The 22,128-nt window shown below is 69.0% G+C and carries 12 protein-coding genes; 2 read left to right on the plus strand and 10 right to left on the minus strand.

Annotation, left to right across the window (positions count from 1 at the left end; genetic code table 11):
• Positions 1–82: 82 nt before the first annotated feature.
• Positions 83–2,164 carry a penicillin-binding protein 1C gene (gene pbpC, locus CAP40_RS01785; RefSeq protein ID WP_086128397.1) on the minus strand — a complete coding sequence of 694 codons (2,082 nt, stop codon included), beginning with the start codon at positions 2,162–2,164 and terminating at the stop codon, positions 83–85.
• A 167-nt stretch (positions 2,165–2,331) separates the two neighbouring features.
• On the minus strand, positions 2,332–8,094 hold the full coding sequence (locus CAP40_RS01790) for an alpha-2-macroglobulin (protein ID WP_086127639.1): 5,763 nt from the start codon (positions 8,092–8,094) through the stop codon (positions 2,332–2,334).
• A 155-nt stretch (positions 8,095–8,249) separates the two neighbouring features.
• Here CAP40_RS01790 and CAP40_RS01795 point away from each other — a divergent pair, with 155 nt between their 5' ends.
• Both CAP40_RS01795 and CAP40_RS20680 read left to right on the plus strand, forming a co-directional pair.
• Positions 8,250–9,638, plus strand: a complete 1,389-nt coding sequence (locus tag CAP40_RS01795; protein ID WP_086127640.1) for a glycosyl transferase family protein — start codon at positions 8,250–8,252, stop codon at positions 9,636–9,638.
• The gene (locus tag CAP40_RS20680) at positions 9,638–10,642 is read left to right on the plus strand and encodes a hypothetical protein (RefSeq protein WP_256923972.1); all 1,005 of its coding nucleotides are present in this window, start codon (positions 9,638–9,640) and stop codon (positions 10,640–10,642) included. The genes CAP40_RS01795 and CAP40_RS20680 overlap by 1 nt, the downstream gene beginning before the upstream one ends.
• Positions 10,643–10,666: 24 nt before the next feature.
• Here CAP40_RS20680 and CAP40_RS01805 read toward each other — a convergent pair whose 3' ends face one another.
• From CAP40_RS01805 to CAP40_RS01840, 8 genes are all read right to left on the minus strand, one after another.
• On the minus strand, positions 10,667–12,334 hold the full coding sequence (locus CAP40_RS01805) for an ATP-binding protein (RefSeq protein WP_086127641.1): 1,668 nt from the start codon (positions 12,332–12,334) through the stop codon (positions 10,667–10,669).
• 68 nt (positions 12,335–12,402) lie between these two features.
• Positions 12,403–13,125, minus strand: coding sequence for a TIGR02186 family protein (locus CAP40_RS01810; protein WP_086128399.1), 723 nt, complete (start codon positions 13,123–13,125; stop codon positions 12,403–12,405).
• Positions 13,126–13,160: 35 nt separating this feature from the next.
• A complete protein-coding gene (locus tag CAP40_RS01815) occupies positions 13,161–14,075 on the minus strand; it encodes a sulfite exporter TauE/SafE family protein (RefSeq protein ID WP_086127642.1) in 915 nt (304 codons plus the stop codon).
• Between the two features lie 97 nt (positions 14,076–14,172).
• Positions 14,173–14,628, minus strand: coding sequence for a hypothetical protein (locus tag CAP40_RS01820; protein ID WP_086127643.1), 456 nt, complete (start codon positions 14,626–14,628; stop codon positions 14,173–14,175).
• A 65-nt stretch (positions 14,629–14,693) separates the two neighbouring features.
• Positions 14,694–19,202 carry a glutamate synthase large subunit gene (gltB, locus tag CAP40_RS01825; RefSeq protein ID WP_086127644.1) on the minus strand — a complete coding sequence of 1,503 codons (4,509 nt, stop codon included), beginning with the start codon at positions 19,200–19,202 and terminating at the stop codon, positions 14,694–14,696.
• Between the two features lie 5 nt (positions 19,203–19,207).
• The gene (locus CAP40_RS01830; RefSeq protein WP_086127645.1) at positions 19,208–19,969 is read right to left on the minus strand and encodes a hypothetical protein; all 762 of its coding nucleotides are present in this window, start codon (positions 19,967–19,969) and stop codon (positions 19,208–19,210) included.
• On the minus strand, positions 19,969–20,661 hold the full coding sequence (locus CAP40_RS01835; protein WP_179187847.1) for a DUF2059 domain-containing protein: 693 nt from the start codon (positions 20,659–20,661) through the stop codon (positions 19,969–19,971). The genes CAP40_RS01830 and CAP40_RS01835 overlap by 1 nt, the downstream gene beginning before the upstream one ends.
• A gap of 17 nt (positions 20,662–20,678) precedes the next feature.
• Positions 20,679–22,115, minus strand: a complete 1,437-nt coding sequence (locus CAP40_RS01840; RefSeq protein ID WP_086127647.1) for an NAD(P)-dependent oxidoreductase — start codon at positions 22,113–22,115, stop codon at positions 20,679–20,681.
• Positions 22,116–22,128 lie beyond the last annotated feature (13 nt).

The following is a 22,128-nucleotide window of genomic DNA, read 5'->3' on the forward strand; positions in this document are numbered from 1 at the left end:
CACGGTCCCGAAAGGGGGAGGGACCGTCCGCTGAAACGCGCGAGATAGCGTTTCGCTCCCTCAACATTCAGCCATTTCCGCACTATCGGATGGTGAACAGCACCTGGTCGACGACCTTGCCGTCGAGATCGACCAGCGCGAGCCGATGCTTGCCCGGCGGGGCCAGGATCAGCGGGCGCGAATCGGCGGTGCCGAGGTCGCGCCGGTCGAGGACCAGCCGGTGGCCGAGCGCCTGGCCCGACACCGAGATGGCGAGGCGCTGATTGTCCCGCGGAATGTCGGGATCGAGCGCATAGACGCTGCCACCCACCGGATTGACGATGCGCGGCCGGCGCGCTTCGGCCGGCGCGAAGGCGACGCGATCCAGGCCGGTGCCCTTGAGGAAATATTCCCGGCGCGGCTGCTCCATGCCGGCGGCGAAGCGGACCTGGCGTTCCTCGATCGCCTCCGGGCGCGGCGGGGCCCTGCCGGGGCTGCCCTGGTTGAGCGCCAGCATCACGTCGCGCCACACCGGCGCCGCGCCGCTGGTGCCCGAGACCGCGCGCATCGGATCGCCTTCGAGATTGCCGACCCACACGCCCACGGTGAACCGATCGGTGAAGCCGATGCACCAATTATCGCGCATCGCCTTGGAGGTGCCGGTCTTCACCGCCGCCCAGAAGGGCAGGCGCAGCGCCGAATCGATGCCGAAGGTGCCGGCGCGGGCATTGGGATCGGCGAGCATGTCGGCAACGATCCAGGCTGCCTGGGGCGTGGTGGTGCGCCGCGGCGCATCCGTCTTCGCACCCATCCGCAGGCGCAGCGGCGACCAGCGGCCCGCGAGCGCCAGGCTGCGATAGGCGGCGACCTGTTCCATCAGCGTCACTTCGGCCGAACCGAGCGCGAGCGAATAGCCATAATATTGCCCGTCCTCGACCAGGCCGCGATAACCGGTATCCCATAGCCGGTCGCGGAAGGCATCGACGCCGGTGAGCAGCAGGGTGCGCACCGCCGGCACGTTGAGCGAGCCGGCCAGCGCGATGCGGGCGGAGACGGGACCCTTGAACGCCTTGTCGTAGTTCTGGGGAACGTAGAGCCCCGAGGCGGTATCGAGCTGGACGGGCGAATCGTCGAGGATCGAAGCGGCGGTGAGATAGCCCTTCTCGATGCCCATGGCGTAGAGGAAGGGCTTCAGCGTCGATCCCGCCTGGCGATAGGCCGAAGCGCCGTCCACCGCCGGTGCCGTACTCTCGCCGCCGATCCCGCCGACATAGGCGAGCACGTCGCCCGATTCATTGTCCACCACTACCACCGCGCCGTCCCGGGCGCGGCTGCCGCCCAGCCCCTGGAGCTGGCGCCTGAGCGCAGTGATCGCGGCGCGCTGGATGCCCGCGTCCAGCGTGGTGGTGATCTTCGCGCCCGGCCTGGTCAGCAGCGCGGCGGAGAGATGGGGCGCCAGGCCCGGATCGAGCGCCAGGCTGCGCGCGGGGCCGAGCATCGAGGCGGCGGCGCCGGGGAAGCGCGTGCAATCGGCCTCGCGGCTCAGCGCGCAGGCGCGGCGCGCGACTTCGAAGGCATTGGCCCGGGGGTTGGGCAGCAGGGCGGCGAGCAGCAGCGCATCGTCGCGGGTGAGCGTGGCCGGGGTCTTGCCGAACAGGCCCAGCGCCGCCGCACCGATGCCCTGGGCCTCGCCGCGAAAGCCGGCCAGGTTGAGATAGGCCTCGAGGATCTGGTCCTTGGACCAGCGCGCCTCCAGCGACCAGGCCGCGCGCATCTGGCGCAGCTTCTCGCGCATGCCCCGGCTGCCGGGCACGGAGAGATCGGGCGCGAGATAGGCGGCAACCTGCATCGACAGCGTCGAGGCGCCGCGCCCGCGCTTGCCTTCGATGCGGTCCCGGACGGCGCCGGTCAGCGCCATCCAGTCGATACCGCCATGGTCGCGGAAGCGGCGATCCTCGGCGGCGACCAATATCTCGCGTGCGGCCGGCGATACGTCCTCGAGCCTGGTCCAGGCGAGGCGCCGGGCCTGATAATCGACGCGGCTGGAATCGATCAGCACGCCATGCCGGTCGTAGAGCCAGGCCTCGGACGGATGCCAGCCGGCCCGGACCGCGGCATAGTCGGGCAAGGCCGGCGGGCGCGTCACCCACCAGAAGCTGGCGGAGAGGGCGAAGAAGAGCGTCAGGACCGTGCCGACGGTGCGCGGCGGGGTGACGACGCCGCGCCACCCCCTTTCCCGCCATGCCGCCCGCTCGCGCCCGAGCCACGCATGCAGCGCCTCGGGCGCGTCGTCGATGCGCTTCGTCCAGCGGCGGGCGAAGGCGAGGAAGCGGTCGAATGCCTCCTTCGCCGTCACCGCTGCGCCACGGTCATCACGGCATTGGGCAGCTGCGCACGGATCTCGGGCGCGTACATCGCCTCGACGCGCGTCGCGGGCAGGTTGAACTTGCCCGCGGCATCGAGCCGCATGACGTACGAGACCGTGAAGCTGCCGCGCGGCACCCAGCCGTAAAAGGCGCGCCAGCTGTCATTGCCGCGCTCGACATAGCTGGGCGAGACGCCTTCGCTGGTGCCGCTGTCCTTGGCGAGCAGCTCGGACTGGCCGCCCAGATTGCCGACGATCGTCGCGCCCGCGGGCACCGGATCGTTGATCACCACCCAGTTGCGCTCGGCCGACGCCTCGACGCTGATCGTCACCTTGACCACGTCGCCGCGCGACCAGCTGCCGGCGACGGCCTGTTTCACCGCCTCGACCTTCTTGGTCATCTTGTACCCGGCCATCAGCGGCTGGGTGAGCGGCACCGCCGCCTTAACGCGCACGAACGCCCAGGGACCGGCGCCGCCCGACTGGTTCATCACCAGCGGGGTTGCCTGCGCCGGCAGCGGGAAGCCGAAGCTGCGCTGCGGCTCGGCGAGCGGCCAGTTCAGGCTCAGCGGGCTGTTGCCGCCGAAGCTTGCCGTGGTGACGCCGGCGATCGCCTCGGCCGGATAGAGCCCCATGAAGCGCCGCGCGAGGATCGTGCCCCAGGCGTTGGCGGTGGTGGTGTCCCAATGGCCGCGCTGCTGGCGCGAGGCGATGCCGACCATCAGCTTGGCCGCGTCATTCTCCCAGCCGGGGCGGCCGAGCGTGGCGAGCAGCGCCTTGATCGCCGCCTCGTCGTCCGACGACATCAGCCACCAGGCCATGCGGCCCTTGTCGGAAAGGTCGACGCGGGTGCCTTCATAGACCAGCCGGGTACGCAGCACCTTTTCGGCATCGATGCGCAACTGCGCACCATTGGCCAGGCCCTGCACCTTGCCCAGCGCCATCGCATAGTCGGAAAGCGTGGCCGTGGGCATTTCGGCCGGCGCCATGCCGACCTGGCCGAGCATGGCCGAGGTCGCCGCTCCCTGCCGCGCCAGCGCCGTGAAGGCGGCGACGCGCTGCAGGCGGACATCGCCATAATCCTCGTGGCGGAGACGCCCGTCGAGCACCGCCTTCATCGCATCGAGCATCTTGGCCCTGGGACCATCCGGCAGCGGCAGCCCGGCTTCGGCGCTGGCCGAGAGGATATAGGCGGTCAGCGCTTCCGATCCGGGCCAGTCGCCCGGCCAGTAGCGCAACAGCCCGTCGCCGTCCTGATAGGCGGGCATGTCGCTGGCGATCAGGTTCCACATGCCCGTGTCGCCCAGCGCGATCGCCCGCGAGGTGCGCTGCTCGAGGCAGTTATAGGGATAGGCGCGCATATAGTCGCGCACGCCCGAAAGCGGCGGCGCGAGGCTGTCGGTAAGGCTCACCTCGACCGTGCCGAAGCCGGGCAGCGCGCCCGCGGGCGGCGCGATGGCGAACTGGGTGCCGGTGCCGACCCGGCCGAGCGTCGCCGCCCAGGTCTCGACCGGCACGGCCGGCGCCACTGCCTGGGCGATCGTCACCTTGTCGCTCGACTTGCCGTCGGCGGTCTTGGCGCTCACCGTCCAGCTGAGCTTGCCGTCGCGCGGCGGCGCGGTGAGGTTCCACACCACCGGCGCGGCGCCGCCCGCCGGGATCTCCACGGTCAGCGGCTTGCCGGTCGCATAGGCCGGGTTCAGCGCCACGGTCGCGGTCACCTTCATCGGCTTGTTCGAGCCGTTGCGCAGCGTGAACATGGCCCCGAACTGGTCGCCCGTGCGCACCAGCTGCGGCAGGCCCGGATAGATGGTCAGGTCCTGCGAGGCGCGGATGCTCGCCGTGCCGGTGCCGAAGAGCTGCGGCCCGGAGGTCGCCACCGCGACGAGCTTGAACGAAGTCAGCGCGTCGTTGAGCGGCACCGCGACCCTCGCATGGCCATTGGCATCGAGCGCGACCTTGCCCTTCCAGAGCAGCACCGGCTGGAAATTCTCGCGGTTGAGGCCCGAGAGATCGCCGCCGCCGCCACCGCCGCCGGCTTCCACCGCCTTCTTGCCATAATGCCGCTTGCCGACCACCTGGGTCTGCGCGGTCGAGGTGAGCACCGAGATCGGGCGATCGCCCATCATCGCATCGAGCAGGTTCCAGCTGTCGTTCGGAGCCAGCTGGAGCAGCGCCTCGTCCACCGCGACAAAGGCCACGTCCGCCGAAGCGGCAGGCTTGCCGTCGGGGCTCTTCACCGTCACGTCGACATTGGCGATGTCGCGCGCGGCATAGCTCGCCTTGTCGGCCTTCACCGCGACATCGAGCTTATGGCCTTCCCAGCCGACCTTCACCTTGGCGATGCCGAGGCGATAGGCGGGCTTGGCGAGGTCGACGGTCGCGGTCGGCTCGCCGCCGTCCTTCGACCAGGGCGCGCCCCAGTCGCGCGCCATGCTGGAGCGCCAGTTCTGCCAGCCGGACACGCGCCCGCGCACCGCCATGACCGATACGAACACGTCCGGCGCATAGTCGCCCGGCATCGGCACCTCGATCACCGGATCCTTGCCGGCGAGGCCGACGACGAAGCTGGAGAGCACGCCCTCGCGCTCGACCGTGACCAGCGCGGTCGCGTCGCGGAAGGGCATGCGGACCTGGAACTTCGCGGTCTCGCCCGCCTTGTACTCCAGCTTCTCGGGAATGACGTCCATGCGGTCGCCATTGTCGCCGCCGAACCACCAGTCGTCGTCGCCGACCAGCCAGACCGACTTGGTCGCGCGGGCGACATTGCCATTGGCGTCCTTGGTGGTCGCCACCGCATAGACTTCGCCCGATATGCCCGGGTTGAGCTGGCAGCTCGCCAGCCCCTGCGCATCGGTGGTCGCCGAGCAGGTGGCCGACAGCTTGGTCGTCTTCATCTGGTTGTCATAGGCATAGAAGCCGCCGATCAGCCGGCGCCGCGCCGTCAGGATCTGGCGGCTGTAGAGCTCGACCGAGACCGCCTGGTTGGCGAGCGGCTTGCCCGCGGTGTCGAGCGCGACGAAGCGCAGGCGCAGATCGTCCTGCTTCATCAGCCAGCCGTCGCTCTTGACGCCGAGCTGGACCGCGGAGGTGAAGATCGGGATGCGGCGCGACGAGGTCAGGATCTGGCCGTTGGCGTCCTGATAATCCATCTCGACCAGCATCGTGGTGTTCTGGTCGAGCGTCTGCGGCACTTCGGCATTGATCCGGGTGGTGCCGTCGGCGCCCAACGTGGCGGGCAGCGTCTGGGTCGGCGGCAGCTGGACCTGCTCGTCCTCGCCCTCGCCGTTCATCGGCTTGGTGCCCTCGGCCATGGCGCGGCCGCCGAAGCTGTAGCCGTCATAGCCGTCCGGGGTCTTGAAGTCGGCGAAATAGCCGATGCGCGTCTCGACCGGCAGGTTCGCCGCGCCGCCGCCCGAGAGATAGCCGACGAACAGGTCGAGCGGCAGCGCGCCCGGCCGCACCGCCGCATCCTTGGGCCCGGCGACCGAGGCCTTCATCGTCGGCAGCTTATATTCGTCGACCTTGAACGACTGGCCGGTCCAGAGCGTCTTCTCCTTGCCCTCCGCGTCCTTGACCAGAACGGTGAGGTCGTAATCGCCCATCTTGGCGCCCTGGGGGGCGGTCCATTCGGTCTCGCCGGCACCGTTCGCGTCGATGGCGAGCGGCAGGTCATATTGCGTGTCCGAGCCGCGATGGCTGAGGCGCAGCGTGCCGTTGAAGGCCGGCGAAGGCGCGAAGCCCGTGGCGATCGGCTGGCGGACGATGTGCTTCATGTGGATCGTCTCGCCCTGGCGGACGAGCGCGCGGTCGAACACGGTGTGGAACTTCTGCTCGGGAGCCGACCAGCCATAGTTCAGGTCGAAATCGAACGGACGAATGCCGTCGCCCCACTGGGTGAGCGTGAAGCTGAAGTCATCGGCCTTGCGCGCCGAGATCATCAGCACGTCGTTGCTGCCATGGTCGCAGCTCGTATAGGTCTGCGGCTCGGGCAAGCCGGCGGGAACGCCGAGGCGGCCCGAGGCATCGGTCTTGCCCTTGGCGAGCAGCTGGCCGGTGCAGGCATCGGTGATCCGCACTTCGGCGTCGCCCACGCCCTGGCCGCTGTCGAGCGCCGTCACCCAGGCCAGCGACTGGTCGCGCCCCCATTTGAAATGGACGCTCATATTGGTGACGAGCGCACCGGTCGCGACATAGCGCGGCGCCTTGCGGCCGAGCAGCGCCTCGCCGAGCCGCGGGCTGGCGAGCTCGACGATGTAGAAGCCGGGCTGGCCGAGCGGGATGCCGACCACTTCGAAATCCTTGCCCTTGCCCGGCAAGCCGATCTTCAGCGGCTTGCCCGTGGCAGAGGTGAGCAGGGGCTTGGCGCCGGTCTGGTTGATCCGCACGGTCTCGGTGCCGCGCTTCACTTCGTCCGACTTGTCCTCGGCCGCATCGGCCAGCGCGCGGAACCATTTGGCGATCTCGCCGTCGCCGCCCTCGACCTTCAGGCTCTGGCCGGTCACGGTCATCTGGCTGCCCTGCAGCTCCGGCTCGACGTTGCGGACCGAGACCGGGAGGACGCCCCCTTCCCTTGCTTCGAGGATGCCGAAATTGCCGGCGAACTTCACCAGCGGCGGCGGCGCGTCGAACTTGACGTCGAGCGGGAAGCGTTCCGCATTGGCGAGCTTGCGGCCGCTCTCGTCCTTCACATCAGCGGGAAGGATCAGCCTGGCAGTGGTCTCGGCGGGGAGCGGCGCCTTGAACTTCAGGTCGGCGACCGTCGCCTTGTTCTTGTCGTCGTCGCCGAATATCGGGGCCAGCTCCTTGCCGTCGGCCGTGCGGATGCGCACCGCCTCGGCCTGGGCCTTGGGGATCGGCGCGGAGAAGCGCACCCAGGCGTCCTGCACGGGGCTGCACCCGGCCTGCGGATTGACGCGCGAGCATTCGAAGCGGGCGCTGAATTCCTTGCGCACGGTGAAGTCGAAACGCTGGTCGGTGCCGGCGGCGCGGCCCGAGGCGCTCTTGATGTCCTTGCCCCAGACCAGCGCCATGTCGCGGCCGGCGGGCAGCGGACGGCGGCACTTCACCGCGACGACGCTGGCAAGCGACTTGGCGCGGTCCTCCGCCTTTTCGGGCAGCGCCTGGGGCAGGCCGGCCTCGCCCAGGAAGCTGCGCACTTCCCAGCGATCGGTGCCGAGATCGGCGAGCAGCTTGGGCGCGACGTCGGGCGGGAGCACGTCGACCGGGATCTTCTCGCCCAGCCCGTCCACCGCGCAATAGGCATTGGCGCCGACCGAGGCGGGATCGGGCGCCAGGTTCGCCGCGACGACGAAGACCTGGTCCTCCTCGATCTCGCTGCCATAGCGATTGGGCAGCACGGCGCGGGCGATCGGCCCGCCCGAATCGACGGTGAACTCCTTCTGGCCCTGCAGCGCATAGCCCGACAGGCTCTTGAGCCCGTCGCGCAGCGTGAACTTGCAGGTGACGCCGCCGGGAAGCGGGCCGGCGAATTCATGGACGAAGGTCTGCTGGTCGACCCAGCGGCCCTGCCCGCCGACCGGACAGTCGACCTTGAAGGGCGATTCGGCGCGCGGGTCGCCAAGCGGGACCATCGCCACGTTGAAGCGGGCGGTGAAGCGCTCGATCGCGCCGTCGCCGACGCCCGGCGTCGCCATCTCCACCTGCGGGCTGTTGTCGCCGAACGCAGTGACGGCCCCGATGGGCGCCAGGACCAGAGCCAATACGCCAAGCCGGGCAACGAGCTTCATCGACAACCTCCCCCAAGGGCAGCGATGGGCACGATAGCCGGGCACCACTGCGAGTCCAGCGACGAAATAACCGTCTCCGTTTCGGAGGGAAATGCACCAATCGGCTTGATCGTTCCGAGAGCGGCACGGTTTAGTTCCATCTCCGAATCGGGGGAATGGGGGCAGCGTTGGGGGAAGGAGCGATCCTCTGGGTCGACGCGATCGCGCGCGAGATGACCCTGTTCGCCGCCTTGTGGTTCGTCATCGGCGGAATCGACGACCTGTTCGTCGACCTGATCTACCTGGCGCGGCGCCTGCGCGGCCGGCAGCCGGCGCGGTTCGCGCTGGCGGGGCCGGTGCCGGCAGGGCGCATCGTCGTGTTCGTGCCCGCCTGGGACGAGTCCGCGGTGATCGGCAGCATGCTGCGCGCCGCGCTCGCGCGCTTCGATCATCCGGACTACCGGATCTATGTCGGCACCTATCCCAACGATCCCGCGACGATCGCGGCCGTGGCGGAGGTGGCGCTGGCGGACGCGCGGGTGCGGCTGGTGATCGGCGAGGCTCCCGGCCCTTCGACCAAGGCGGCCTGCCTCAACACGCTGTGGCGCGCGCTGCTGCGCGACGAGGCGGCGGAAGGCTTCGTCGCCAGCGCCGTGGCACTGCACGATGCCGAGGACGTGGTGCATCCGCTCGAGCTGCGCGTCTATGCGCACGGCCTGATCGATCATGCCGCGGTCCAGCTGCCGGTGCTGCCGCTCGCGCACCGGCACTCGCGCTTCTTCGCCGGCCATTATCTCGACGAGTTCGCCGAGGCCCATGGCCGGGCGCTGGTGGTGCGCCAGGCAGTGGGGGCGGGCCTGCCCTTTGCCGGGGTAGGCTGCGCGATGCGGCGAGCGGTGCTGGCACGGCTGGCGGCAGCGCGAGAGGGCGCGCCGTTCGATGCCGACAGCCTGGTCGAGGATTATGAGCTCGGCCTCGCCATCGCGACCATGGGCATGCCGGCGCGGCTGATCCGCGTCGCCGAGGCGCCGGGTGGGCCGCCGGTGGCGGTGCGCGCCTATTTCCCCGACAGGCTCGACGCCGCCGTGCGGCAAAAGGCGCGCTGGATGATCGGCATCGCGCTCGCCGGCTGGGACCGGACCGGCTGGGGCGGGTGGCGGCGGATCGGGGACAATTGGATGCGGATGCGCGACCGGCGCGCGACGCTGGAGATCCCGGTGCTCGCCCTGGCCTATCTCTCGATCCTGGCCTGGGCGCTTTCCTTCGGCGCGCACCTGCTGGCGGGCACCGCCCCGGCGATGCCGCCCGCGCTGATGCGCTGGCTGCTCCTGGCGAATTTCGGGCTGCTCGTCTGGCGGCTCGCGGTACGCGCGGCGTTCGTCGGCCATGCCTATGGCTGGCGGGAGGCGCTGTGGTCCGTGCCCCGCATATTCTCGAGCAACGCCGTCGCGCTGCTGGCCGCGCGGCGTGCGCTGTTCGCCTATGTCGACATGCTTCGGGGGATGCCCCCGCGCTGGGACAAGACCGCGCACCGTTTCCCCGATCTCCGGCCGGCCGGCACCTGATGCACGGGCGCGGACGGCCGCTCCGCTTCCTCGCGATGGTGGCGATCGCCTGGATCGGCGTGCGCATGGCGCTGCTCTGGCCCCGCGCCGGATCGCTCCCCGCGGCGATCGAAGCGGCGCTGCCGCGCCCCCGCGCCGTGCCGCATCCCGTGCCATCGGCCGGCATGCCGCCACGAATGCCGGCGCCGATACCGCGAAGACCCTTGCCGCCGCAAAGGATGCGATCGCCGCAGCCCGGCTATCGGGCGCCGCTGGGCGAGGACCATCCCAGGGTGCAGCTCGCGCTGATGGCGCTCGCCCAATATGGCGCGGTTTCCCTGCCGTCCCTCCTCCCGCGGCCGGCGCGCGCAGCGCCAGCGCTCGCGAGCGCGCCCGAGCGGCTCGATCCCCTGCCCGATCGCTGGTCGCTGAGCATGTGGATGGTCGCCCGCGGCGAAGGGAGCATGGGTGCCGCCCCCGAGGGGCAGATCGGCGGAGGACAGGCAGGTGCGCGGGCCGCATGGCTGGTCTCGCCGCGGGAGCGCGTCGCCGCCTTTGGCCGATTCACTGCGCCGCTGCGGGGCAAGGGCCGCGAGGCGGCGCTGGGGCTGGAATGGCAGCCGACCCGAGCACCCGTCCGCCTGGTCGTCGAGCGCCGTTTCGGGCTCGACGGCAATCCCGGGGGCACCGGGCTGGGAGCGATCGCGGGAATCGATGCGGAATGGAAGGGCTTCCGGCTGGAAGCCTATGGTCAGGCCGGCGCGGTGCTGCGCCGGCGCCCCGATCCCTATGCCGATGGCGCGGTGCGCGGCACCCGCATGGTCGGTGCCGACGGGCCGGTGCGCTTCGCGCTCGGCGCAGGCGCCTGGGGAGCGGCGCAACGCGATGCGCAGCGGCTCGATATCGGTCCCTCGGCCACGCTCGCCGTGCGCAACCTGCGCCTCGCGCTCGACTGGCGCCAGCGCGTGGCGGGCGAGGCGCGGCCCGGCTCGGGCCTCGCGCTCACGCTGGGTGCCGATTTCTGACGACGTGCCCCGCGCGGGCGCCGGTCACTTGCCCTGCGCGCGCCAGCGGCGGATCGTGCGCTCGAGGATCTGTTCCTCGCCGCCGGTGTCGCGCCACAGTTCGGAGAAGAGCGGATCGTCCGACGCCGGTCGCTTGGCATCCTCGAGCGAATCGAAGAGCAGGCGGATCGGCGTCGCCACGCCTTCGCCCACCGCGATGCACTCGCGGTTCCGCAGCGCGGGAATCGAATCGAGAAAGCCGCGGGCGCCTTCGGGCATCGCCGCCCTGACAAAGGCCTGGTCGCGCTCGTTGTTGAGGCGCATCGAGAGGATCGTGCCGCACTGGGAGAGCACGCCTTCCGCCAGATCGGAGGGGCGCTGGGTGATCAGGCCCAGCGACACGCCATATTTGCGGCCCTCCTTGGCGATCCGGCTGAGGATCCGGCCGACCGAGGAGCCATCGGCATTGCGCTCGTTCGGGACGTAGCGGTGCGCCTCCTCGCAGACGAGCAGGATCGGCCGCTTGCTCTCCCCGCGCGACCAGATCGCGAAGTCGAACACCATGCGGCTGAGCACGGCGACCACGACCGAGGTGATTTCCGAAGGCACGCCCGATACGTCGATGATCGAGATCGGCTTGCCGTCGCCCGGCAGGCGGAAGACCCGGGCGAGGAAGCTCGCCATCGTGTCCGCCACCAGCATGCCCGAGAACATGAAGGCATAGCGCGGATCGCCCTTGATCTCGTCGATCTTGGAGCGGATGCGCAGATAGGGCGCCGTGTCGGTCGCCTTGTCCATCTTGCCCATTTCGAGCTGCAGGATCTGGGTGAGGTCCGACAGGAGATAGGGGATCGGCGCATCGACGGTGAGCTTGCCGATCTCCGCCGCCAGCCGGTTCTTCTGCTTGGCGGCGAGCACGCATTTGGCGAGGATGTCCGCATCCACCTGCCGGTCCGAGCCCGAGGTGGTGAGGAACACTTCGCAATGCTCCTCGAAATTCATCAGCCAGTACGGCATCTGCAGGTTGCCGACGTCGTACAGCGCGCCCGTGGTCTTGAACGCGCTGGCATATTCGCCGTGCGGATCGATCATCACCACATGGCTTTGCGGCGCCATCTCGCAGATGCGGTGCAGGATCAGCGCCGTGGCGGTCGACTTGCCGGTGCCGGTCGAGCCGAGCAGCGCGAAATGCTTGCCGAGCATCGAATCGACGTACAGGGCCGCGCGGATGTCGCGCGTGGGATAGACGGTGCCGATCTCGATATGGGCGCGGTCCTCGGCGGCGTAGATCTGCTTCAGGTCCGCGGTCGACACCGGGAAGACCGGTGCGCCGGGCGTCGGATAGCGAGTCACGCCGCGGCGGAACTTGTAGAGCTTGCCGGTCAGCCGCTCCTCGTCGCCCTCGCCGAGAAAGTCGATATAGGCGGCGATATGCTCGCCCTGGAGCTTGAGCGAGCGGACATTGGCGATCAGCCAGGTCGCGCCGACGCGCACCTTCACCTGGCTGCCGACCTGGCCGGCATTGGCGATGGTGGGATCGGGATTGCCGCCGAGCGCGTTCAGCGCCTCCGGATCGAGCAGCACCTGGCTCGACGAGCCGGCAATCTCCAGCACCGCGCCGATCGGCTCGACCGGCGCATGCGAGGGCAAGCCCCCGGAAGTCGGAACCGGCGCCGCGCCTTCGAACCCGCGCGCGCCAAACTGGCCGTCCATCGGCTACTCCCCGTTAACGTTCCCAATATGCGCGCGGGGAGGTAAATATTGGGTGAGTTTCGAAGCTTTCAGAAGCGTTTCCACACCGCGCCCGCTCCCCACCCGAAGAGGATGGAGAGGCCGACGGCAACGATGCCGTAGAGTATCGAATAATGTTCGGCCGAATGCGCGACGAAGCGTTCGAAGCCCGATTTGCGGATCTCGATGCCCCGAACGGCGGCAGCGAGGACGCGGCCGTCGCGTATCAGGAAGGTCTCGGCGGTGAACTTGCCGACCGGCACGCGCGCCGGAATGGCCAACCGGGCGCGATAGAGCACGCCGTCGGCGATCTCCACCGCCCCGGGCGCTTCGTAATAGAGGCCGGCACGGGTGCGCAGATCTTCCAGCCCCTTGTCGAAACGCGCCTGCACTTCCGGCGCCGCGCCCGATGCGGGCGACAGCTGCAGGCTCTCGACGCCGAGTTCGTAGATGGCGCGGGTGCGCTCATCGACGATCTTCTCGATCGGCTTGGACGAAGCGATGGCATAGAAGCTGGGCGCCGAGCGATAGCGCATCCGCTGGGCGTTGATCCAGATGCCCGCCACCTGCTCCTTCTCGCGCACCTGCACCGATTGGGTGGGGCCCTTCACCACCACGACGATGTCGGCGGGCTTCTCGCCCTGTTCGGGCGCGCGGCCGCCGGGATAGAGGATCGCACCGAACAGCAGCAGTTCGGCGCCGGTGAAGGAATAGGCGATCTCGATGTCGCGCTGCGAGACGTCGGGGACGAGCACGGGCTTGGCCTGCCCCATCAGCAGCGGCGCGAGGAGCAGGAGCAGCGCCCGTCTCACAGGAGCTCCACCGAATAGATCTCGTCGGGTTGCCAGGCGAGGCCGAGCAGCATGCGCACCGCGACGAGCAGCACGATCACCGCCAGGATGAGGCGCAGATATTCGGGCTTCACTTGCATCGCGAAACGCGCGCCCATCTGCGCGCCGATCACCGAGCCGAGCAGGAGCAGCGCGGCGAGGACGATATCCACCGCCTTGGTGGTGGTGGCGTGGACCATGGTGGCGGCAGCGGTGACGAACAGGATCTGGAACAGCGAGGTGCCGACCACCACCTGCGTGCCCATGCCGAGCAGGTAGAGCATCGCCGGCACCAGGATGAAGCCGCCGCCGACGCCGAGCAGCACGGTGAGGATGCCGGTGAAGAAGCCGAGCAGCAACGGCGCGAGCGGCGAGATGTAGAGGCCGGACGCATAGAAGCGCCAGCGCAAGGGCAGCATCGCGACGAGCGGATGGTGGCGGCGCTTGCGTGGGAGGGGCGGGCGGGCGCCGCGGGTCACGCGGATCGCCTGCACCGATTCGTGCAGCATCAGCCCGCCGATCGAACCGAGCATCAGCACATAGAGCATGCCGATCACCACATCGATCTGGCCGCTCTTCTGCAGCAGCGTAAACAAGGCGGCCCCGGCGATGCTGCCGATCACGCCGCCCACCACCAGCACCACACCCATATGGATGTCCACGCCGCCGCGGCGGAAATGCGCCAGCACGCCCGAGACGCTGGCACCGGTCACCTGGCTCGCGGCGGATGCGGCGGCCACCGTCGGCGGGATGCCGTAGAAGATCAGCAGCGGCGTGGTGAGGAACCCGCCGCCCACGCCGAACATGCCCGAGAGCAGGCCCACGCCGAACCCGAGCGCCACGATGACGAGCGCGTTGACCGACAGGTTGGCGATCGGGAGGTAGAGATCCATCTTGCCCCTGCGATACCCCGTTTGCGCGACAGTGCAAAAGCCTGTCTGCCCTCGGCCTGTCGATAGGTCTCCGGGCGGCGCGGAGGCTGTCGGTGCCTCAGCCCACGGCCAGGCGCAGAGTCAGGACCGCCAGGGCGTTCCACACGCCATGCGCGCCCATCGTCATTCCGAAAGCCCGGCGGAAGCCGTGATCCGGGCGGATGCGCATATAGAGGTGCGCCAGTATCGCGAACCCGATTCCCGTGGCGATCGACGGGACGTTCGCGCCATGCGCGAGCCATCCGGCAAGGAAGGCAAGCGCGAGCGCGAGCCAATGCCATGGGCCGCGCCACCTGCCCACCAGCGCCCATAGCAGCGCGAACAGGATGGTCTCCAGGAAGGGGGACAGGAATATGTCCACGAGCGCGGACGCCAGGGTCGTTTCCGCAGGACGCGGCTCGAAATTCCCGTTTCCGCCGGAAAGGCCCGCCCACGCAAAGACGAACGAAGCAACGACAAGATAGATGCCGATGCCATAGGCAAGCGCAAGACAGGCCGCGCGCCCGAATTTCATTGGCGTCAATGCGATCTGGCGCGAACCTTCCTGTGTATCGCTACGAATGGAAGACATGCACCGGATTATTCCGCCGCCACCGCTTCCACTGCGTCGTCATTGAGCGGCTGGGGCAGGCGCGACAGCATCTCCCTGGGCACCACCTGCCAGAACGAGCCGAGCGCGCGGTCCCAATCCTCGAGCAGGCCGGCGGCCCATTTGCTGTCGGTCGCGGCGACATGCGCCTCGACCAGCTCGCGCAGCCGGGCTTCCCAATGCGCCGAGGCAAGGCGCTGCCAGACGATGCTCTCCGGATTGGCGCGCTGGGCGAAGCTGTCGTCCGCGTCATAGACGAAGGCCATGCCGCCGGTCATGCCCGCACCGAAGTTCATTCCGACCTCGCCGAGCAGCACCGCGATGCCGCCGGTCATATATTCGCAGCCATTCGCGCCGCAGCCTTCGACCACCACTTCGGCACCCGAATTGCGCACCGCGAAGCGCTCGCCCGCCTGGCCGGCGGCGAACAGCCGGCCCGAAGTGGCGCCGTAGAGCACGGTGTTGCCGATGATCGTGTTCTTCCACGATTCGATCGGTGAGCTGACCAGCGGACGCACCACGATGGTGCCGCCCGACAGGCCCTTGCCGACATAGTCGTTGCTGTCGCCGAACACTTCGAGCGTCACGCCCTTGCACAGGAAGGCACCGAGCGACTGGCCGGCCGAACCGCGCAGGCGGACATGGACATGGCCGTCGGCAAGCGCCGACATGCCGAACCGGCGAGTGATCTCGGACGAGAGCCGCGTGCCCACCGCGCGATGGGTGTTGCGCACATTATAGGTGAGCTGCATCTTCTCGCGCCGCGCGAAGACAGGGGCGGCATCCTTGATCATCTGCGCATCGAGGCTGTCGGGCACTTCGTTGCGGAAGGTCGACAGGCTGAAGCGGCGCTCGGCATCGTCGGCATCGACCTTGGCGAGGATCGGGTTCAGGTCGAGATCGTCCAGATGCTCGGCGCCGCGGCTGACCTGGCGGAGCAGCTCGGTGCGCCCGATCACTTCGTCCAGGCTCTTGAACCCCAGCCGCGCCAGGATCTCGCGGACCTCCTCGGCGATGAAGGTCATCAGGTTGATGACCTTCTCCGGCGTGCCGACGAACTTCTGGCGCAGCTTCTCGTCCTGGGTGCAGACGCCGACCGGGCAGGTGTTCGAATGGCACTGGCGAACCATGATGCAGCCCATGGCGACCAGGCTCAGCGTGCCGATGCCGAACTCCTCGGCACCCAGGATCGCGGCGATGACGATGTCGCGCCCGGTCTTGAGCCCGCCATCGGTGCGCAGCTTCACGCGGCCGCGCAGGCCGTTTAGCGTCAGCGTCTGGTTCACTTCGGTCAGGCCCATTTCCCAGGGCGTGCCGGCATATTTCACCGAGGTCTGGGGCGAGGCGCCGGTGCCGCCGACATGGCCGGCGACCAGGATCACATCGGCATGCGCCTTGGCCACGCCCGCCGCCACCGTGCCGATGCCGGCCGAGCTGACCAGCTTCACGCACACCCGGGCGCGCGGGTTGATCATCTTCAGGTCGTAGATGAGCTGCGCCAGGTCCTCGATCGAATAGATGTCGTGGTGCGGCGGCGGGCTGATGAGCGTCACCCCCGGCGTCGCGTGCCTGAGCTTCGCGATGAACTCGGTCACCTTGAAGCCGGGCAGCTGGCCGCCCTCGCCGGGCTTGGCGCCCTGCGCCACCTTGATCTCGATCTCGTCGCAGGCGTTCAGATATTCGGCAGTGACGCCGAACCGGCCCGAGGCGATCTGCTTGATCGTGGAATTGGCATTGTCGCCATTCTCGTACGGCGTGTAGCGAGCCTTGTCCTCGCCGCCTTCGCCCGACACGGCCTTGGCGCCGATGCGGTTCATCGCGATCGCCAGCGTCTCGTGCGCTTCGGGGGAGAGCGCGCCGAGCGACATGCCCGGCGTGACGAAGCGCTTGCGGATCTCGGTGATCGCCTCGACCTGGTCGATCTGCACGCCTTCGTTCGGGAAGTTGAATTCGAGCAGGTCGCGCAGATAGACTGGCGGCAAGTCACGCACGCCGCGCGAGAAAGCCAGGTAGGACGAATAGCTGTCGGTCGAGACCGCCGTCTGCAGCAGGTGCATGAGCTGGGCCGAATAGGCATGGGTCTCGCCGCCGTGGCGCTGGCGGTAGAAGCCGCCGATCGGCAGCGTCGCGACGCCGCGGTCATAGCCCGCCTGGTGACGAAGCATCGCCGAGAGATGGAGCGAGGCATAGCCCTCGCCCGAGATCTTGGCGGGCATGCCGGGGAACAGGTCGTTCACCAGCGCCCGGCTGAGGCCCACCGCCTCGAAATTATAGCCGCCACGATAGGAGGAGATCACCGCGATCCCCATCTTCGACATGATCTTGAGCAGCCCCTCGTCGATCGCCTTGCGGTGGCGCTTGAGGCATTCTTCCAGCGCGATGTCGCCGAACAGGCCGCGGCCGTGCCGATCGGCGATCGAGGCCTCGGTCAGATAGGCGTTCACCGTGGTCGCGCCCACGCCGATCAGCACCGCATAATAATGCGTGTCGAGGCACTCGGCGGTGCGGACGTTGACCGACGCGTAGCTGCGCAGGCCCCGGCGGACCAGGTGCGTATGCACCGCCGCCGCGGCGAGCACGCCGGCAATCGCGGCGCGGCTTTCCGAGACATGCTCGTCCGTCAGGAACAATTCGGTGCAGCCGGCGCGAACCGCCTGCTCCGCCTCGTAGCGGATGCGGCGGATCGCCTCGCGCAGATCGTCCGGGTCGTCGCCGGTGGGGAAAGTGCAGTCGATCTCGGCGCACTGGTCGCCGAAATGCGCGCGCAGCCGCTCCCAATCGCCGTTCGTCAGCACCGGGCTGTCGAGCACCAGCACCTTCGAGCCACCGCCCTCGACATCCAGGATGTTGGCGAGGTTCCCGAAGCGCGTCTTGAGCGTCATCACCTGGCGCTCCCGAAGCGAATCGATCGGCGGGTTGGTGACCTGGCTGAAATTCTGGCGGAAGAACTGGCTGATCAGGCGCGGCTTGTCCGAGATCACCGCCAGCGGCGTGTCGTCGCCCATCGAGCCGATCGCTTCCTTGGCGGTCTCGACCATCGGGGCGAGGATCAGCTCCATGTCCTCGAGCGTCTGCCCCGCCGCCACCTGGCGGCGAGTGAGCTCGGCGCGATCGAAGCGCAGCGGCGCGGCATCGGGCTCGGGCAGGTCGGCAACGGTGATGAACTCGCCGATCATGGCGGCATAGTCATGCTCGCCGGCGATCCTGTCCTTGATCTCGCCGTCGCAGAGCAGCACGCCCTGGTCGAGGTCGACCGCGATCATCTGGCCCGGGCCCATCCGGCCCTTGGCGATCACGGTCGATTCGGGGATCTGGACCATGCCGGTCTCGGAACCCACGATCAGCAGCCCGTCCGACGTCTGGGTATAACGCAGCGGGCGCAGCGCGTTGCGGTCGACGCCGGCCACCGCCCAGCGCCCATCGGTCATCGCCAGGGCGGCGGGACCGTCCCAGGGCTCCATCACCGAGGCGAGATATTTGTACATCTCGAGATGCTTCCCGGGCGTGTGCTCGTCCCATGCCTCGGGCACCAGCATCAGCTTGGCGGTCGGCGCGTCGCGGCCCGAGCGGCAGATCGCCTCGAACACCGCATCCAGCGCGGCGGTATCCGACGCGCCGGCCGGGATCACCGGCTTGATGTCCTCGGAGCGCTCCCCGAACGCAATGCTCGCCATCTTGATCTCGTGGCTGAGCATCCAGTTCTTGTTGCCGCGGATCGTGTTGATCTCGCCGTTATGGGCCAGGCAGCGGAACGGCTGGGCCAGCCACCATTGCGGGAAGGTGTTGGTCGAATAGCGCTGGTGGAAGATCGCCACCCGGCTGGTGAAGCGCTCGTCGCGAAGGTCCGGATAGAAGTCCGACAGGCTCTCGGCGAGGAACAGCCCCTTGTAGATGATCGAGCGCGTGGAGAGCGAGCAGATGTAGAAGCCGCTGATCTGCGCGGCGATCACCCGCTTCTCGATCCGGCGGCGGACGAGATAGAGTTCCTTCTCGAACTCGGCGGCGTCCATCGCGCCAGGAAGCGGCCCCGCGATCATGATCTGCTCGATCTCGGGGCGCGTCGCCTGCGCCTTCATGCCGATGACGGAGACGTCGACCGGCACCTGGCGCCAGCCATAGATGGTGTAGCCCGCCTCGATGATTTCGCTCTCGACGATCGTGCGGCAGGCTTCCTGCGCGCCCAGATCGGTGCGCGGCAGGAAGACCATGCCCACCGCCAGCCGGTTCGGCAGCACGCGGTGGCCGCCCGCGGCGATCGCGTCGTCGAAGAAGCGCACGGGCAGGTCGACATGGATGCCGGCGCCGTCGCCGGTCTTGCCGTCGGCATCCACCGCGCCGCGGTGCCACACCGCCTTCAGCGCATCGATCGCCGACTGGACGACGCGGCGCGAGGGCTGGCCGTCCGTCGCGGCGACCAGGCCGACGCCGCAGGCGTCTCCCTCGAACTCGGGACGGTACATGCCCTCGCGGGCGAGCCGTTCGCGTTCGTCCAGCTTCATCTCAACTACTCCGTGCCGGTCGACGAAGACGCATGGTCTTCGAGCGTTTCGGGATCGACGCCGAACAGTTCGGCGAGCTTCTTGCGTTCTGCCGGCGACAGGTCGCCTTTGGTGCGCACCGCCGGCAGGTCGGCGGTCGCCGCCTTTGTCTTCTGGACCAGGCCGGGCATCGCGTCCGTCAACTCGGGCACGATCGCGTTCATCGCCTCCATCATGTCCGGCCCCATGGCGATGAGGAGCGCGCGCGACGCATAATGGGCGCCCGCCGGCGTGGCGAAATAGCGATCGAGATCCTCGAGCTCGGCACCGCTGAACTCGCGGGCATAGGCCCTGGCCAACGCGACCCGTGCCTTCGGTTCCACCCTGGTCATGATGTCGCCCATGCCGGCGGTGATGACCTGCATCGTGCGGCGCTGGCGCTCCTGCCAGGCCGGATCGTAGATCTCCATGATCTCGCGCATCTTGACGGTGCCCAGCGCCTGGGCCTGCGCCTCGGTGACGCCGCCCATCTGCGCCAGCTTGGCGATCGGCATCTCGCCCATCTGGCCGACGATCTTGTCCATCATCGCGCTGAAGCTCTTGTCGAACAGCTGCTTGTAGATGCCGGCCGGCAGCAGCTTGGCGACGAGACGATCGGCCACGGCCAGGCGCGCGGGATCGACCGGGCGGAGCGCCGGTGCGGCCGGCGCGGGTTGCGGCACCGTCTGCGCCTGCACGGCACCGCCGCCGGCGAACAGCAGAAAAGCGGCAGCCAGGGACGGGCGCATCACTTGCCACCCTTCCGTGCGCGATAATCCGCCGCCAGCCTGTCCTCCAGCGCCTTCAATTTCGGGAGATTGGCCGCGATCAGCCTGTCCGCCCAGGCCTGGCTCGCCGCCGAGATCCTGGGATTGACCGTGCCCATCTTCTGCGACGCCGTGCTGCCGGCGAACGCCATCAGCGCGGGATAATCCTCCGCAGTCATCTTCGCCATCACCGCGGCGATCGCCGCCTGCTGCATCTCCTGTGGAGACTGGCCCGGTGCGCTGCCCATCCTCTCATAGGCTTCGGCGCGCACCTTCTGGCCGGTGGGGCTGCCGAAAAAGGCGATCATGTCGGTCACTTCGGCTGGGGTCAGCGCGGTCCTGAGGATCCCCTCGATCTCCGCGCGCAGCGAGGGCAGTGCGGCAACCAGCGCCGACGTGAACTGCGTGCGCAGCTGGCCGCCCACCGCCTGGCGCATCGCGGGATCGGCGGCATAGGCCGCCTTGCGCTCGGGATTGGCGGCGATCTGCTGATCCATGCCGGTGTCGAAGGCCTTGCCGGCCAGCCGGGTGATCGCCTCGTCCGGCGCCAGCAATGCGACGAGCCTCTGGACATCGGTGTCCGCCGCCGGCGCAACGGCCCGCGCGGCGGCGAGCGCCGAAGCCGGGGTCAGCGCGGCGGCACTCAGGGCAAGGGCAAGGAGGAACGGCTTCATGGGCATCGACAACCTTATCAAGCAGCCCGTGCCGCATCGGCGCGGGCGCGCATCCAGGCATGCATGTGCGCCGCAACGTCACGGCCGTCGCGAATCGCCCAGACGACCAGACTCGCGCCACGGACAATATCGCCGGCCGCGAAAACGCCGTCGAGGCTGGTCATCATGGTCCGTCCGTCCGTGCGCAGCGTGCCCCAGCGCGTGACGCCCAGCCCCTCGGCACCGAACAGGCGCGGCAGGTCCTCGGGCTCGAAGCCCAGCGCCTTGATCACCAGATCCGCCTGGAGCTGGAAGGCACCGCCCGGATCGAGCTCGGGCGCGCGACGGCCCGAGGCATCGGGGGCGCCCAGCCGCATGCGGGTGGCGCGCACGCCGCTGACCCGGTCGCCGCCGTCAAAGGCCTCGGGCGCCGAGAGCCAGACGAACTCGACGCCTTCCTCCTCGGCATTGGCAGTCTCGCGCTGCGAGCCGGGCATGTTCGCCCGGTCGCGGCGATAGAGGCACTTCACCGACACCGCGCCCTGGCGAACGGCAGTGCGGACGCAGTCCATCGCGGTGTCGCCGCCGCCGATCACCACCACATGCTTGCCCCTGGCATCGAGGCTGCCGTCGTCAAAGGCTGGAACCGCGTCGCCAAACCCCTTGCGGTTGGAAGCCGTCAGGTACTCGAGCGCCTCGACGATCCCCGCGGCGCCGACGCCCGGCGCCTGGATGCCGCGCGCCTTGTAGACGCCGGTGGCGATCAGCAGCGAATCGTGCCGCTCGCGCAGCGCGTCGAGGCTCGCCTCGCGCCCGACTTCGAAGCCCAGGTGGAAGGTGATGCCGCCCTGAACCAGCCGCTCGATGCGGCGCATGACGACGTGCTTCTCGAGCTTGAAGCCGGGAATGCCATAAGTGAGCAGTCCGCCGGCGCGATCGTGCCGGTCATAGACATGCACTTCATAGCCATATTCGCGGAGATACTCGGCCGCCGCCAGGCCCGCCGGCCCGGCGCCGACGATGCCGACCGACTGGCCGCGCGCCGGCCCCACCGCGACCGGCTCGACCCAGCCCTCTTCCCAGGCGGTGTCGGTGATGAACTTCTCGACCGAGCCGATGGTGACCGCGCCGTGCCCGGAGAATTCGATGACGCAATTGCCCTCGCAAAGCCGGTCCTGCGGGCAGATGCGGCCGCAGATCTCGGGCATGGTCGACGTGCTGTTCGACAGCGCATAGGCTTCGCGCAGCCGCCCCTCCGCCGTGAGGCGCAGCCAGTCCGGGATGTGATTGTGCAGCGGGCAATGCACCGAGCAATAGGGCACGCCGCATTGCGAGCAGCGGCTGGACTGTTCCTCGGCCGTTGGCACCGCGTAGCGATCCGCGATCTCGCGGAAATCCTCCGCGCGCAGTTCCGCCCCGCGCTTGCCCGGATAAGCCTGCGCCGTTCCAACGAATTTGAGCATCGTTTCCGCCATGCGGCCGCGCTAA

Source organism: Sphingomonas sp. IBVSS2 (assembly GCF_002127225.1).
In the GTDB taxonomy this organism is placed as follows: domain Bacteria; phylum Pseudomonadota; class Alphaproteobacteria; order Sphingomonadales; family Sphingomonadaceae; genus Sphingomonas.

What these genes read in the sequence shown, in the direction of transcription:
- CAP40_RS01835 (WP_179187847.1), bottom strand. Translation starts at nt 20,661, where the DNA reads ATGAAGCCGTTCCTCCTTGCCCTTGCCCTGAGTGCCGCCGCGCTGACC.
- CAP40_RS20680 (WP_256923972.1), top strand. Translation starts at nt 9,638, where the DNA reads ATGCACGGGCGCGGACGGCCGCTCCGCTTCCTCGCGATGGTGGCGATC.
- CAP40_RS01815 (WP_086127642.1), bottom strand. Translation starts at nt 14,075, where the DNA reads ATGGATCTCTACCTCCCGATCGCCAACCTGTCGGTCAACGCGCTCGTC.
- CAP40_RS01790 (WP_086127639.1), bottom strand. Translation starts at nt 8,094, where the DNA reads ATGAAGCTCGTTGCCCGGCTTGGCGTATTGGCTCTGGTCCTGGCGCCC.
- CAP40_RS01805 (WP_086127641.1), bottom strand. Translation starts at nt 12,334, where the DNA reads ATGGACGGCCAGTTTGGCGCGCGCGGGTTCGAAGGCGCGGCGCCGGTT.
- CAP40_RS01820 (WP_086127643.1), bottom strand. Translation starts at nt 14,628, where the DNA reads ATGAAATTCGGGCGCGCGGCCTGTCTTGCGCTTGCCTATGGCATCGGC.
- CAP40_RS01810 (WP_086128399.1), bottom strand. Translation starts at nt 13,125, where the DNA reads ATGGGGCAGGCCAAGCCCGTGCTCGTCCCCGACGTCTCGCAGCGCGAC.
- CAP40_RS01830 (WP_086127645.1), bottom strand. Translation starts at nt 19,969, where the DNA reads ATGCGCCCGTCCCTGGCTGCCGCTTTTCTGCTGTTCGCCGGCGGCGGT.
- gltB (WP_086127644.1), bottom strand. Translation starts at nt 19,202, where the DNA reads ATGAAGCTGGACGAACGCGAACGGCTCGCCCGCGAGGGCATGTACCGT.
- CAP40_RS01840 (WP_086127647.1), bottom strand. Translation starts at nt 22,115, where the DNA reads ATGGCGGAAACGATGCTCAAATTCGTTGGAACGGCGCAGGCTTATCCG.
- CAP40_RS01795 (WP_086127640.1), top strand. Translation starts at nt 8,250, where the DNA reads ATGGGGGCAGCGTTGGGGGAAGGAGCGATCCTCTGGGTCGACGCGATC.